At 71.0% G+C, this 13,729-nt stretch carries 14 protein-coding genes and 1 pseudogene; 11 read left to right on the top strand and 4 right to left on the bottom strand.

Going from position 1 to position 13,729, the window contains the following annotated elements; translation table 11 throughout:
• The first annotated feature begins 646 nt into the window (after positions 1–646).
• Positions 647–1,852: a vanadium-dependent haloperoxidase gene (locus AB0I98_RS18620; RefSeq protein WP_362942645.1), complete on the top strand. Its 1,206-nt coding sequence runs from the start codon at positions 647–649 to the stop codon at positions 1,850–1,852.
• A gap of 452 nt (positions 1,853–2,304) precedes the next feature.
• Here AB0I98_RS18620 and AB0I98_RS18615 read toward each other — a convergent pair whose 3' ends face one another.
• Positions 2,305–3,063 (bottom strand): class I SAM-dependent methyltransferase, encoded by a 759-nt coding sequence (locus AB0I98_RS18615; RefSeq protein WP_362942642.1) that lies wholly within the window; start codon positions 3,061–3,063, stop codon positions 2,305–2,307.
• A 79-nt stretch (positions 3,064–3,142) separates the two neighbouring features.
• Between AB0I98_RS18615 and AB0I98_RS18610 the strand changes: the two genes are divergently transcribed.
• Positions 3,143–3,850 (top strand): cytochrome P450, encoded by a 708-nt coding sequence (locus AB0I98_RS18610; RefSeq protein ID WP_362942639.1) that lies wholly within the window; start codon positions 3,143–3,145, stop codon positions 3,848–3,850.
• Here AB0I98_RS18610 and aztA read toward each other — a convergent pair.
• Complete coding sequence (aztA, locus tag AB0I98_RS18605; RefSeq protein WP_362942636.1) at positions 3,743–4,486, bottom strand: zinc ABC transporter ATP-binding protein AztA; 744 nt, start codon at positions 4,484–4,486, stop codon at positions 3,743–3,745. The two genes, AB0I98_RS18610 and aztA, sit on opposite strands and share 108 nt — an antisense overlap.
• A 16-nt stretch (positions 4,487–4,502) precedes the next feature.
• Between aztA and aztB the strand changes: the two genes are divergently transcribed.
• From aztB to AB0I98_RS18575, 6 genes are all read left to right on the top strand, one after another.
• Positions 4,503–5,360, top strand: coding sequence for a zinc ABC transporter permease AztB (gene aztB / locus AB0I98_RS18600; protein WP_362942633.1), 858 nt, complete (start codon positions 4,503–4,505; stop codon positions 5,358–5,360).
• A gap of 17 nt (positions 5,361–5,377) precedes the next feature.
• The gene (locus AB0I98_RS18595) at positions 5,378–6,607 is read left to right on the top strand and encodes a hypothetical protein (RefSeq protein WP_362942630.1); all 1,230 of its coding nucleotides are present in this window, start codon (positions 5,378–5,380) and stop codon (positions 6,605–6,607) included.
• Positions 6,604–7,563 (top strand): zinc ABC transporter substrate-binding protein AztC, encoded by a 960-nt coding sequence (aztC, locus tag AB0I98_RS18590; RefSeq protein ID WP_362942627.1) that lies wholly within the window; start codon positions 6,604–6,606, stop codon positions 7,561–7,563. The genes AB0I98_RS18595 and aztC overlap by 4 nt, the downstream gene beginning before the upstream one ends.
• Before the next feature lie 93 nt (positions 7,564–7,656).
• Positions 7,657–8,856, top strand: coding sequence for a zinc metallochaperone AztD (aztD, locus tag AB0I98_RS18585; RefSeq protein WP_362942624.1), 1,200 nt, complete (start codon positions 7,657–7,659; stop codon positions 8,854–8,856).
• Between the two features lie 229 nt (positions 8,857–9,085).
• Positions 9,086–9,304, top strand: coding sequence for an ATP-binding cassette domain-containing protein (locus tag AB0I98_RS18580; protein WP_362942620.1), 219 nt, complete (start codon positions 9,086–9,088; stop codon positions 9,302–9,304).
• 58 nt (positions 9,305–9,362) lie between these two features.
• Positions 9,363–9,485: a hypothetical protein gene (locus AB0I98_RS18575; protein WP_362942618.1), complete on the top strand. Its 123-nt coding sequence runs from the start codon at positions 9,363–9,365 to the stop codon at positions 9,483–9,485.
• Between the two features lie 398 nt (positions 9,486–9,883).
• Here the strand turns inward: AB0I98_RS18575 and AB0I98_RS18570 are convergent, their stop codons facing one another.
• Together AB0I98_RS18570 and AB0I98_RS18565 are read right to left on the bottom strand one after the other, a co-directional pair.
• Entirely contained in the window at positions 9,884–10,303 is a 420-nt protein-coding gene (locus tag AB0I98_RS18570; protein WP_362942959.1) for a (2Fe-2S) ferredoxin domain-containing protein, read from the bottom strand.
• Positions 10,304–10,312: 9 nt separating this feature from the next.
• A pseudogene (locus tag AB0I98_RS18565) lies at positions 10,313–10,568 on the bottom strand (heavy metal translocating P-type ATPase); the annotation flags it as partial.
• Positions 10,569–10,684: 116 nt separating this feature from the next.
• Here AB0I98_RS18565 and AB0I98_RS18560 point away from each other — a divergent pair.
• The 3 genes from AB0I98_RS18560 (at position 10,685) to AB0I98_RS18550 (ending at position 13,605) form a co-directional block, all read left to right on the top strand.
• Positions 10,685–11,437: a DUF1775 domain-containing protein gene (locus AB0I98_RS18560; RefSeq protein ID WP_362942615.1), complete on the top strand. Its 753-nt coding sequence runs from the start codon at positions 10,685–10,687 to the stop codon at positions 11,435–11,437.
• A gap of 303 nt (positions 11,438–11,740) precedes the next feature.
• Entirely contained in the window at positions 11,741–12,229 is a 489-nt protein-coding gene (locus AB0I98_RS18555) for a hypothetical protein (RefSeq protein WP_362942613.1), read from the top strand.
• Positions 12,202–13,605: an ABC transporter ATP-binding protein gene (locus AB0I98_RS18550; protein WP_362942610.1), complete on the top strand. Its 1,404-nt coding sequence runs from the start codon at positions 12,202–12,204 to the stop codon at positions 13,603–13,605. Before AB0I98_RS18555 ends, AB0I98_RS18550 begins: the two co-directional genes overlap by 28 nt.
• Positions 13,606–13,729: the final 124 nt, after the last annotated feature.

The raw sequence follows: 13,729 nt of genomic DNA, 5'->3' as shown, positions 1-13,729 counted from the left end.
TTCTTGCTGGTGCGGGTCTTGGGCGGGGGCGGGGTGATGACAAGCCGGTTGTTGTCGACGGGCCTTTGAGTAGACCGGTGCCAATGAGGAACTCGAACAGGTCGGCCAGGTCCGGCTCGGCCTGGTGGCAGTGCTGGAGGAACCGGACCGCCTCGGTGGTGGTCCAGATCTTGCGCACGGGCGCGGGCGGTCGCCGTAGAGCCGGTGTGCTGGCGCGGCTGGCGAAGCCGTCTCGGCGGATGGTCGTCCGGCGGTGGTCCGGGGCGGGAACGCCGACGGCGAACGTCCACGTCCCGTGGCGACCGTCGGTGAGCAGGGGGTTCGCTTCGCGCCGACCGCGCCCGGAGGCGCCCGGGCTTCCTGCCCGTGCCCTCCGTCTCGGCGACCGACCTCGCCACCACGGCTGACCGGCCCGCCCGGAGCCCGCGCATGCGTCGCCGAGGTGACGGACATCCGGGTGTGAACCCCGTCGGATTGTCGATGATTGTCGATGTAACGACAAAACTGACCCCTGCCTATATAGGCTCGGACAATCTGTCACCGACAAGCCCATGGGGGTCTCGTGACACAACGCCCGCTCGCCGGATCATTCAGAGGGTTACGCCGTATCGCGGTCCTCTCCGTACTCGCCCTGACCGTCCCACTGATGGCCACCACCGCCGAGGCACACAGCGGCGTGAAGGCCGCCCCGGGCAATCCCGTCCTCGCCTGGAACATCCACGCCCAGACCGCCATCTATGACACCGCCAAGCAGTCGCCCACCACCAGCACCCGCAGCTTCGCCATCGTGCAGGGCGCCGTGTACGACGCGGTCAACGCGGTCGCCGGCCGTCCGTACGAGCCCCTGGTCAGCGCGCCCCGCAGTCGCCCCGGGGACTCCACCGCCGCGGCGGTCGCCGCGGCCGCCCACGACACGCTGCTGTGGCTCTTCCCCGGGCAGGCCGAGTCGCTGAAGGCCCGGTACGACGAGGCGCTGGCCGCGATCCCCGACGGCCGCGCCGAGGACGGCGGGGTGGCCGTCGGCAGGGCCGCCGCCGCGGCGATGACCGAGAGCCGCCGTGACGACGGCTTCGACCCCACCGCGCCGTGGACCGTCGGCACCGAGCCGGGCGAATACCGGCTCACCCCGCCCGGCTACGTCGGCGTCGGCGCCTGGGTGCCGAACCTGAAGCCGTTCGTCGTCCCCGACGCCGGCGCCTACCGGGTCAAGCAGCCGCCGGCCCTGACCGGTGCCGCCTGGGCCCGCGACCTGAACGAGGTCAAGAGCCTCGGCGCGGCCACCAGCACCGTCCGCACCGAGGACCAGACCGAGGCGGCGATCTGGTGGGACGACCCCCACATGGTCGAATGGTCGATCACCCGGCAACTCGCCGACGCGCACCGCCTCAGCAGCCTCCGCACGGCCCGGCTGCTCGCCATGGTGTACGTGGCCTCCACCGACACCCTGATCGCCTGCTACAAGGCCAAGGCGCACTGGAACTTCTGGCGCCCAGTGACGGCCATTCCGCTCGCCGGCACCGACGGCAACGCGGCCACCGATCCTGACCCGGACTGGACGCCGCTGCGGGTCACCGCCCCGTCGCCGGAGTACCCGTCGGGCCACGCCTGCTTCACCACGGCGGTCATGAAGGTCTTGGGGTCGTTCTTCGGCCGTGACGACCTCACGTTCGCCGCGTACAGCCCCGCCTCCGGCACGACCCGCCACTACGACAGCCTTCGGGTGGCGACAGCCGAACTCCTGGAGGCGCGAATCTGGGCCGGCGTGCATTACCGCTTCGCCTCCGAGCACGGGCACCGGCTCGGGCTGGCGGTCACCCTCGACGTCCTGAACCACGCCTTCCAGCGGCGCTGACGCGGTCTTCCCTTCCACCACCGCCGGGAGGACAGCTCGGTACAGCACCGACACCGGGACGAGGATGACTGGTCTCCGGCCAGGAAATGGTGGTTGTTGCGGGCTGCGACACTGATCATCCAACGGAGTTCCTCGTGCGACAGAAGGATCTTGGTCGATCTCCTGCCTATGGGGAACTCCGTTGCCGCGTGGGGCTTTCACCCTTGCAGACTCGCTCCCCAGCCCCCGCCACCTGCGGTAACACGCTAAGGACCCTGCGCATGCGGTGACTTGCTGGCTCTCGGCCGGAGCGCGACGGTGGAAGCGCGAGAGCTCATCTCGAGACCAGCGGAAGGCAGCGTACGGACGTCCTTCAGCTCGCGCAGCTGCGGGTGCGGTCCCAGTTGGCGGGACGCACGGATTCCCAGTGGCATGGCGGCAGTCAGGCGACGGGCGTCAGGAACGGCAGGACGCTACTGGCTTTGGCGCGTGAGGACGTGAAGCCCGAGCGCGGGATCACCGGCGGGTCGCATGACGAGCCCGGCTTCGGAGGTCTCCTCGGCAAGCTGTGTCTCGCTCGCCACCCACCAGCGGTAGTTGACCGTGACCTCGGACAGCGCAAGACCGTCCCGCAGGACGCGGTAGTCCATCCGCCAGGTGACCTCGTCATCGCCCGAGGGCTCCGCGCTCGCCCATCCCTCGTAGTCCAATGCGCCCACGGTCGCCGAAGCCATCCGGGTGCGCGGCACGCGCTCCGGCCGAACAGGCGGGCTGACATTGACGATGAGGGCGCCGCCGGGGGCGAGCCGCTGCGTGGCGTCGGCCCACAGGGCGCGCCGCTCGACCGGCGGCAGGTGGCCCAGCATGTTCAGCGCGACGATCGCCCGCAGACCCTCCGGGAGAGAGGCGTGTGCGGCATCCTCCGCCAGCACCGTGACCCGGCCCCGGAGTTCAGGGTCGTCATGGACCCGGGCGAGGAGCACCGCGCGCATGGCGGCGGAGGGTTCGACCGCGAGGACGGGATCGTCCCCTGGGAGCGCCGCGCAGATGGCCGCGACCCCGCGGCCCGTCCCGGCGCCGAGGTCCACGGCCGGTCCGGCCTCCGCCCTCACCTCGTGGAGCAGCGCGGTCAGCGCCGGGGCCAGGGCCTGCCAGGCCCCGGCCATCATCAGGTCCAGGTACTCGGCGGAGCGTTCGTACGGATCCACTACGTCTACCTCCGGGCTGTGCATTAATGCAATTGTCATTTTCATCTGAAGGATTGCAGAGTTCAGGGCGCACCCCGGGCCCAGTCAGGTGTCGTCCCTGCGGATGGACGATCCCGACCACGGACGCCTCCGGTGCGCCGTCACGCCCGAGTTCACCCATCGCAGGATCCAGGAGCTGCGTCCCGGCAGCCGCGCCACGGCCGAGCGGCTCTTCGACGAAATGGCCCGGCGCACGCCCCCCGTCGACTTCATCGAGGCCGTGGCCCTCCCGCTGCCCGCGCTCGGCATCGACGGCATCCTCGGCGTGCCCGAGGAAGACCTCGACTTCTTCGGCTCCAAGTGCGCGATCATCGCCTCCACTGTCGACAGCCCGGAGGCGATCGGCGCCCCGTCCGCCGTCGACGAACTCCTGCGCATCCTGACGATCGTGCAGCACGGCACGGTGCGTGTGGCGACCCGTGACGTGACCATCGGCGAGCTGACGGTGACCGCGGGCGACGGCGTCATCTGCTCGCTCCTTGCCGCTGATCACGATGAGAGCGTCTTCCCCGACGCCGGCCGCTTCGACGTCCGCCGGAACGCGCGCGCCCATCTCGCCTTCGGACACGGTGTGCACCAGTGCCTCGGGCAGCCGCTGGCTCGGGCCGAGTTGGAGATCGTGCTACGGCTGCTGTTTGCCGCGAGGCATGATGTCGTCGTCGCGTCAGGCCGGTTGCCAGATCCGGGTGAGCGTCAAGGGGGAGAGGAGTTGCTCGGGGTCGCCTTGTTGCACCACGTGGCCGTCGCTGAGCAGGAGGCAGGTGTCGGCTGAGCGCGCCGCTTCGAGGTCGTGCGTGGCCTGGACGACGGTCACCCCGTCGGCGACGAGCTCCGTCAGCAGCGCGGCGATCCGGTCCCTTGCCCCGGGGTCGAGTCCCGTGGTCGGCTCGTCCAGGAGGAGCAGGTCCGACTCCTGGGCAAGGCCCTGGGCGATCAGCGCGCGTTGCCTTTGCCCGCCGGACAGTTCCCCGAGTTGGCGAGGGGCGAGGTCGGTGATGCCCAGTCGCTCCATGGCCGTGTCCACCGTGGCGTGGTCCTGCCGGGTCAGCCGGCGCCACGGCCCGCGTTCGCCCCAGCGCCCCATCTCGACCGTCTGCCTTACGGTCAGCGGCAGCGCGTCACCGACGGCGCCGCGCTGCGGGACGAACGCCGGCGGCCGGTCGCCGACGTGACGGAGCTCGCCTGATGTGGGCCGAATCACTCCGGCCAGCACTCCGAGCAGGGTGGACTTCCCGCTGCCGTTCGGGCCGACGAGCGCCGTGATGGCCAACGCCGGTATCTCGGCGTCGAGTTGATGGAGGACGGTGCGGCCGGGGTAGCCGGCGGACAGCCCGGTGAAGCGGACGCGGGGCGTCCCGCCCTCGGCGACGGCGCGGGAGACTCCCTGTTTTTTGAACATGATTTTCATTGTACTGTGTTGATCCATGGAGTGGTTGACAGGTCCCTTCGAGGTGACCTTCGTGCAAAGGGCGCTGTGGGGCGGGATGTTGGTGTCGGCGATCTGCGCCCTGGCCGGTACGTGGGTGGTGCTCAGGGGGATGGCCTTCCTCGGCGACGCCATGTCGCACGGGCTGTTGCCCGGAGTCGCGCTCGCCGCACTGTTCGGCGGCAACCTGCTGGTGGGGGCGCTGCTGAGCGCGGCCGTCATGACGGCCGGCGTCACCGCCCTCGGCCGCACCCCGAGGCTGTCCCAGGACACCGGGATCGGCCTGCTGTTCGTGGGGATGCTGTCGCTCGGCGTCATCATCGTCTCGCGCTCGCAGTCCTTCGCGGTCGACCTGACCGGGTTCCTCTTCGGTGACGTCCTCGCCGTCCGGGAGCAGGACCTGGTGCTGCTGGGCGTGGCGCTGCTGCTGGCACTGGTCGTCTCGGTCCTCGGCCACCGGGCCTTCCTCGCCCTGGCCTTCGACCCGCGCAAGGCGCAGACGCTCGGCCTGCGCCCGCGCCTCGCTCATGCGGTGCTGCTCGGCCTGCTGGCGCTGGCCATCGTCGCCTCCTTCCACATCGTGGGCACGCTGCTGGTCCTGGGTCTGCTCATCGCCCCGCCGGCGGCCGCGCTGCCCTGGGCGCGCAGCGTGCGGGGTGTCATGGCCCTGGCGGCGCTGCTCGGCATCACCGCCACCTTCGGCGGCCTGTTGCTGTCCTGGCACTTGAGCACCGCGGCCGGCGCGACCATCTCGGGCCTCGCGGTCAGCCTGTTCTTCCTCTCGCACCTGGCATCCGGTCTCCGCCACCACCGCCGTGCGCGCCTCGCCGGTGCTCACGCCGCGGCCCCTCACTGATGGAAGAGGCGATCCCCTTGTTCGTCCGCAGAAACGCCACTGCTTGGGTGCCCACCGCGCTCGTGGCCGTCTGTCTGCTCACTACGAGCTGCGCGGGTCAGGACGGCACCGCGTCCGCCCCGAGGACGACTCCCTCGGCCTCCGGTCCGCACGGGTACGTCGCAGGGGCACAGGAGAAGGCCGAGCAGCAGTCGCGGCTGGTGCTCAACGACCCGGGGTCGGGGGACACCCGAGTACTCGATCTGATCACCGGCAAGGTGCACGAGGTGTCCCGGACCGCGGGCACCACGGAACTGACCACGGACGGCCGGTTCGGCTACTTCCACACCGCGGGCGGCACGCGCGTCCTCGACGGCGGCGCCTGGATGGTGGATCACGGCGACCATGTCCACTACTACCGCGCGGCGATACGCGACGTGGGCGAGCTGCCCGGACGCCCGGGCACCCGTGTCCGCAGCGATGCCGCCGTGACAGCGGTGACCGACGACGGCGGCCGGGCCGGCATCTACCGCCGGGCCGAACTGGAGAAGGGCAAGGTCGGCTCCGCCCGCACGCTTCCCGGCACGCACGCGGGAGCAGTCGTGCCCTACGCGGAGCACCTGCTCGGCGTCACGGACAACGGGAAGGTCGCGGTGTACGACCGCCAGGGCAAGCGGGCCGCGTCGCCGGACGCCCGCTGCGAGGCCCCGCGGGGCGACGCCGTCACCCGGCGCGGAGTCGTCCTCGGCTGCGCCGACGGCGCCCTGCTCGTCCGTGACGCCGACGGCACCTTCACCGCCGAGAAGATCCCGTACGGCAGCGACGTACCCGAAGCGGAACGGGCCACGGCCTTCCGGCACCGGCCCGGCAGCGACACGCTCACGGCACCCGCCGGGGACCGGGCCGTGTGGGTCCTGGACGTCACCGAGCGCACGTGGACACGGGTGAAGACCGGTCCCGTCACCTCCGCCAACACCGCGGGAGAGGGCTCTGTCCTGATCGTCCTCGAGACCGACGGGGCACTCCATGGCTACGACATCGCCACCGGCAAGCAGGTCTCCAAGACGAAGCCGCTTCTGACGGGCGCCCCCGACATCGGTACCGACGGGAACGTGGAACCGGTCATCGAGGTCGACCGCAGCCGCGCCTACCTCAACGATCCCAAGGGCAAACGCGTGTACGAGATCGACTACAACGACAACCTGCGCGTGGCGCGCACCTTCGACCTGGACATCGAGCCGGCGCTGATGGTGGAGACCGGACGATGACGAGACAGACGCAAGAGTCGCGGCGGCTGCCCACCCTCCTGCTGGTCCTGCTCATACTCGCCCTGGCCGGTGCCGGCACCGGCTGTACGAGCAGCGACGAGCGCCCCCGGGTCGTGGTGACGACCAACATTCTGGGCGACATCACGCAGGAGATCGTCGGCGACGAGGCCGCTGTGACCGTACTGATGAAGCCGAACGCCGACCCGCACTCCTTCGGACTTTCGGCCGTACAGGCCGCCGAGTTGGAGCGTGCCGACCTCGTGGTCTTCAACGGGCTGGGCCTCGAGGAGAACGTACTGCGGCACGTGGACGCCGCCCGCGAGGCAGGAGTGGCCACCTTCGAGGCCGGCAAAGCGGTGGACCCCCTCAGCTTCCAGGCGCATGACGACGGAGGACCCGAGCAGGAGGCCGGGCAGCCCGATCCGCACTTCTGGACCGACCCCGACCGCGTCCGCAAGGCCGTGGGCCTGATCGCCGACCGGGTCGTCGAGCACGTGGACGGCGTGGACGAGAAGGTGATCCGCGCCAACGCCGACCGCTACGACGCGCAACTCGCCGACCTCACCGCCTGGATGGAGAAGTCCTTCGACCGCGTACCCGAGCAGCGGCGCGCGCTGGTGACCAACCACCACGTGTTCGGCTACCTCGCCGACCGCTTCGGATTCCGGGTCATCGGCGCGGTGCTCCCGAGTGGTACGACGCTGGCCTCGCCCAGCTCCTCCGACCTGCGCTCACTCACCGAGGCCATGCGGACGGCAGGCGTACGAACCGTCTTCGCCGACTCCTCCCAGCCCACACGGCTGGCCGAGGTCCTGCGCACGGAGATGGGCGGCGGCGTGCGCGTCGTCGAACTCTACTCCGAGTCCCTGACCGAGAAGGGGAAGGGCGCCGGCACCTACCTGCAGATGATGCGCGCCAACACCACCGCCATGACCGACGGCCTGACCGGCGCCTGAACCAGCGCCCCTGACGTGGAAACCGGCCGACCGGCCGCTCAAGCACACCCGCACCCACTGCCGCGCCCGCGCGGCACAGAAAGGAACACACCGGTGAACAAGCCGATACGCACCAAAGCAATCACGGGCGCGGCCCTCATCCTGGCGGCCTCCGCGGTCCTGACCGCCTGTGGAGGAGAGGACACCTCTTCGACCGACACGAAGGCCAAGAACGCGCCGAACACCAAGGCCGTAGCGGTCAAGGACCCGCTCGTCGCCACGTTCGACGGCGGCCTCTACGTCCTGGACGGTGAGAGCCTGAAGCTCGCCAACACGGTCGAGCTGCCCGGCTTCAACCGCCTCAACCCCGCCGGCGACGACTCCCACGTCATCGTCTCCACCGACGCCGGTTTCCGCGTCCTGAACGCCGCCGAACAGAGCTTCACCGGCGTCGAATACAAGGGTGCCAAGCCCGGCCACGTGGTACGGCACGCCGGCAAGACGGTCCTGTTCACCGACGGCACCGGCGAGGTCAACGTCTTCGACCCCGACGACCTTGAAGGCGGCAAGAAGCCGCAGGGCCGCACCTACACCTCCGCCGAGCCGCACCACGGCGTCGCCATCGAACTGAGCAACGGCGAACTCCTCAGCACCCTCGGCACCGAGGAGAAGCGCACCGGCGCCCTCGTCCTGGACAAGAAGAACAAGGAGCTCCAGCGCAACGAGAAGTGCCCCGGCGTCCACGGTGAGGCCGCGGCCAAGGGCGAGGCCATCGGCATCGGCTGCGAGGACGGCATCCTGATCTACAAGGACGGCAAGTTCACCAAGGTCGACGCCCCCGACGACTACGGCCGCATCGGCAACCAGAGCGGCAGCGACGTATCGCCCATCCTCCTGGGCGACTACAAGACCGACCCGGAGGCCGAACTGGAGCGGCCGACCCGCATCTCCCTCATCAACACCGAAACCGCGAAACTGCGCCTGGTCGACCTGGGCACCAGCTACTCCTTCCGCTCCCTCGGCCGCGGACCCGGCGGCGAAGCACTCGTCCTCGGCACGAACGGCACCCTCCACGTCATCGACCCGGAGACGGGCAAGGTGGGCAAGAAGATCCCCGTCGTGGGCGCGTGGCAGGAGCCGCTGGACTGGCAGCAGGCCCGTCCCACCCTCTTCGTCCGCGACCACATCGCGTACGTCTCCGAGCCGGGCAAGCGCAAGCTGCACGCCGTCGACATCGAATCGGGCAAGAAGGTCACGTCCGTGACCCTGCCGAAGAGCACCAACGAACTGTCCGGCATCGTCGCCGGCCACTGATCGTCCGACCCGACGAGCCCGTCCGCCTGGGCCGCAGGCGTACGGCGGCCCTGCCGCCGCGCCACGGCCTGGCCGACCTTGTGCCGCTGGCCGGAGGGAGAGGCGACCGTCGAGAACGGACCGGGCGGTCGGCCGGTGAGCGCACCGGGTACGTGCCCCAACGGCACGAGTTCGCCTGGAGCTTCCCCAGCGAGCTCGCGGGGCGGTCCTCACTGCCCGTCCCCGGCAGATGGGCCGGCTGCGCGGCCCGGGCGCGACGGACCGAGTGGCGGTGGACGAGGCACTGGAGCTGACCGGGCTCACCGCGCTGCGGCGACGCCCCGTCGGCGACCTCTCCGGCGGCCGGCGGCAGCGGGTTCTGGTGGTCCGCGCGCCGGCCGCCGGCTCGTGTATCCGGCTCCTGGACAAGCCGTTCACGGAGTCGATGTCCGCACCCAGGAGTTGTTGAACGAGTTGTTCGGCCGGCTGGCCGCGGACGGCAGGGCATCTGCCGCCGGGTGGCGCTGATGAACCGCACGGTCGTGGCCGAGGGCGGCCCCGAACTCCTCGCCGCCCCCGGCCGGATGCTGCGGGCCTTCGGCCTCGACCGCGCGATCGGCACGGTGACCGCGTCATGGGCGACCTGCTGACCTTCCTCACAGACCCGTGGCGCCTGCCGTTCATGCAGCGGCTCGGCTCTGGCACAAGTGGGCCGGTGCGCAGCGCCCAGGCGGAGTGCTGATCATGGAGTCGTACGACCCCGGACGATGACCGCCGTCCCGCCCTCGGTGGGCACCCTCGCGCGGGCGGACGTCGTGGATGAGGACTTGATCCGCTGGGTGATGACCTACCGGACCTGGCGCGGCGACGAACTGATCCGGGAAGAGACCGCAGGGTCCGCGACTGCCGTGTCATCTCCGACGAGACGCCGGCCGCTGAGTTGTCGGCGATGGGGCTCGAACGACACCCGGCCGCCCCCGAGGGCATCCCGGCATGGCGGCGTCCGCATCCGCAGGCCCGGTGAGCCTCTTCCCCAGGGTCGCGTGCGTCAGCCCTCCACCTGACCCCGCACGCGGCGGGAGGGAGTGAAGCCGTACAGGTCGAGGATGCCGGGCGGATCGGCGAGGCCGGGGCCGCCCCGCTCGATCCAGGCGGTGATGTCGGCGGTGGCATCGGTGTCGTTGACCAGGCCGAGCCACACGGGCCGGCCGCCCACCGCGCGGCCGGCGGGCGAGGGCTGCACGACGACGACGTTGGCGTGCTCGCAGGTGTCCAGGCAGTCGGTGACGCGGACGGTCGCGGTGCCGTCGAGGGCCTGGCGCAGGCCGCGTAGTTGAGCCGCGTGGTCGAAGCCGGGGATCTTCGGCGTGCCGCAGCAGCACCCCCGGCACACGGTGACCGTGCACCGCGCCGCCCCCGCCGACGGGGCGGAGGCGGCAGCGGCAGTACGGCGGGAGCGCTTGCTCACGCGGTGTCCTTCCCGGAGTTGGCCCAGGCCGTTCAGGCCGACGATGACGGTGGAGCCCTCGTGCCCGGCGACGCCGAGCGGCAGCGGCAGCGGCAGCGGCAGCGTACCGATCAGGTCCCAGGGCGACCAACACGGTGATGAACGCCCCAGCGATGACGAGGTTCTGGATCACCAGGCGCCGGGCGGTGCGGGACAGCCGTACGACGGCGGGGATGGCGGCGAGTTCGTCGCGCACCACGACGGCGTCTGCGGGCTCCAGGGCGAGGGCGCCGCGGCCTGAGCCGAACGCCCGGACGCCCGAGTGCCCTCATCTGATGTGCGCCGCAGGGCATTCCCTGCGCTTGAATGCAGTCCGACACCAACGGAACTAGGGAGTTCTCAGTGCATCGCCCGACTCTGGCACGAAGCCTGCGCCGCACCGGCGCCCTCACCGCGGTCGCGTTCGCGGTCGTTCTAGCCGTCGCGGGACCGGCCGTTGCCCACGCGGAGGTCGAGGCGGAGGGCGCCCGGGCCCTCGACCAGAACGTCGAGCTGACCTTCTCAGCGGCGTCGGAGTCGAACTCCGCGGGCATCGCCAAGCTGGAGGTGATCCTGCCCAAGGGCATCACCCCGGGCGACATCGCCTACAAGGAAGGCCCCGAGGGGTGGAAGTTCGCTCCCACCAGCCGGGGGTACACCGTTGCGGGACCCAAGCTCGCCGTGGGGGAGGACGCCGAATACGTCGTCACCGTCAGGCAGTTGCCCGATGCCAAGGAACTCGTCTTCAAGACCCTGCAGAGCTACGGCGACGGCCGGGTGGACCGCTGGATCGAGCTGGAGGACCCCGCCGAGGACGGTCACAGTCACGGGGAGGGGCATCCCGCGCCCCGCTTGGCACTGAAGCCGGCCGCACCCGGCGCGAAGCTCGTCAGTCCCAGCCCCACGGAGGAGCCCACGACGGCCGCCCCCTCACCGGACACCACCTCGGGCGAGTCGACGACCGGGACTTCGACGCCGTCGGCGGAGCCCGCGGCGGACAGCACGGACGGGGACGACGGCATGTCCATCGCCGTACCCATCGGCATCGGGGCAGCTGTCCTCCTGCTCGGCGGCGGCGCATGGTGGCTTCGGAGCCGTCGAAGCAGGGCTGCCTGAGCCTTCCGGGAAGGCGGGCATACCGCGACAACCCCCGTCACAGCCGCCGCGCTGCTCGTTCCACTCGTGCGCTCCGGGGCGGGAAGCGCCCGGCGCGGCCGGGGGCGGACGCTCTCGGAGTCCGTGTGTGACCTGGGGCGGGGAGGGTGCAAACGACCTGTGCCCGGAGGGGGCCGGATGGTCGCCATCCGTCGGGCGTGGCACGTTGCGGTCAGCATATGGAAATGATTTTCACTTTGTGCTTAGGTGACCCTAACAAGCGTGTTCCTTCCTTGAACCTGCCGCGATATGTGGGAGGCCACCGTGACCGAGACTGCGGACGCCACTATGGGCGCCGAACGGCCGCCCGTCGTGGAGGAGCGGGCGCCGACGGGCGATCCGGGCGCTGCGCGTGGAGCACTCGGTGAACTGCTGGCCCCGGTACGGGGACGGCTCGTCGTGGCGGTGGGGCTTCAGGTGGTCTCGGCGTTGGCGTCGCTCGTGCCGTTCGTGTGCGTGGTGGAACTGGCCCGGGAGGTACTGGGCTCGGCCCCGGTCGACGAGGGACGGGTCTGGGCGCTGGTGTGGGTGGCCGTCGGTGCGCTGGTGCTGCGTTTGGTCACCATGGGCCTGGCCGGGCTGACGACCCATCTGGCCGACAACGACCTGCAGTTGCAGGTGCGGCGCCGGCTCGCGGACCGGCTGGGAGGTGTGCCGCTGGGATGGTTCACCGACCGGGCCTCGGGCCGGGTCAAGACGGCGGTACAGGACGATGTGGCGGTGCGATGCACCACCTGGTCGGCCACGCCCTGACCGACATGGCCGCGGCACTCGTCACACCGCTGGCCGCACTGGGCTACCTGCTCTGGGTGGACTGGCGGCTGACGCTGGTGACGCTGATCCCCGTGGTGCTGTTCGTCGTCGCCCACGCGGTGATGATGCGCGGGTTCGGCGAGCACATGGACCGCTACAACGAGGCGATGACGCGCGTGAACGCCGCGGTCGTGGAATTCGTGCAGGGCATCGCGGTGGTCAAGACGTTCGGCCAGACCCGCCGGGCGCACGACCGGTTCCGCCGGGCCTCCGACGACTTCGCCGATTTCTGGTGGCAGTGGGTGCGGCCGATGCTGCGCCTCAGCTCGGTCAGCCAAGCGGCGGTCGCGCCGCCCACGGTGCTGGTCGTGGTGCTGGGCGCCGGCATCGTGTTCGTGGCGCAGGGCTGGGCCGAACCGGTGGACGTCGTGCCGTTCGCCCTGCTCGGCCTGGCGTTGGCCGCCCCGCTGCTCACGCTGGAGTACGGCTCGATGGACCTCAAGCTGGCCTCGGCGGCAGCGGGCCGCGTCGCCGCGCTGCTGCACACCCCGGCGCTGGCCGAACCGACCACGCCGCGGCAACCGCGGGGCCACCGGGTGGAGTTCGACGGTGTCGCCTTCTCCTACGATGGTCAGGCGCGGGTGCTCCGCGGGATCGACGCGGTCTTGGAACCGGGGACGGTGACCGCACTCGTCGGACCGTCGGGTTCGGGCAAGTCCACGCTGGCCCGGCTGCTGCCCCGGTTCTGGGACGTGGACGAGGGCGCGGTGCGTATCGGCGGCGTCGACGTGCGTGAGATCGGGTCGATCGAGCTGTACCGGCACGTCGGCTTCGTCTTCCAGGACGTGCAGTTGCTGCGGACATCGATCCACGACAACATCGCGCTGGCCCGCCCGGACGCGACCGCCGACGAGGTGGCCCACGCGGCGGGTGCCGCGCAGATCCACGAGCGGATCGAACAACTCCCGCGCGGCTACGACTCTGTGGTGGGCGAGGACGCCCACCTGTCGGCCGGTGAGGCCCAGCGGGTCTCCATCGCCCGCGCACTGCTGGCCGACACACCGATCCTGGTCCTGGACGAGGCCACCGCCTTCGCCGACCCCGAGTCCGAGGCGGCCATCCAGGACGCGCTGTCCGCCCTGGTCGCGGGCCGGACCCTGCTCGTCATCGCGCACCGGCTGCACACCGTCGTCCACGCCGATCAGATCCTGGTGCTGTCCGGCGGCGAGATCGTCGAGCGCGGCCGTCACCCGGAACTCGCCGCCGCGGGCGGCACGTACGCCCGCATGTGGGCGGCCCAGGAACGCAGTACCACCCGTGACTGGGCCCATGACGAACCCCGCGGGCGCACGGTTTCCAGGGAGGACATCCGATGATCCGCCGACTCGCCCGTGTCGCCGGCCCCGAGCTGCACGCGCCCCTGCGGCGCCATCTGGCCGCGCTGCTGGCCCACGCAGTCCTCCAGGGTGTGGCGTTCGCCCTGCTGGTGCCGGCGCTGGG

Source organism: Streptomyces sp. NPDC050211 (assembly GCF_040656035.1).
In the GTDB taxonomy this organism is placed as follows: Bacteria; Actinomycetota; Actinomycetes; order Streptomycetales; family Streptomycetaceae; genus Streptomyces.
This window is presented reverse-complemented; position numbering and strand designations above follow the sequence as displayed.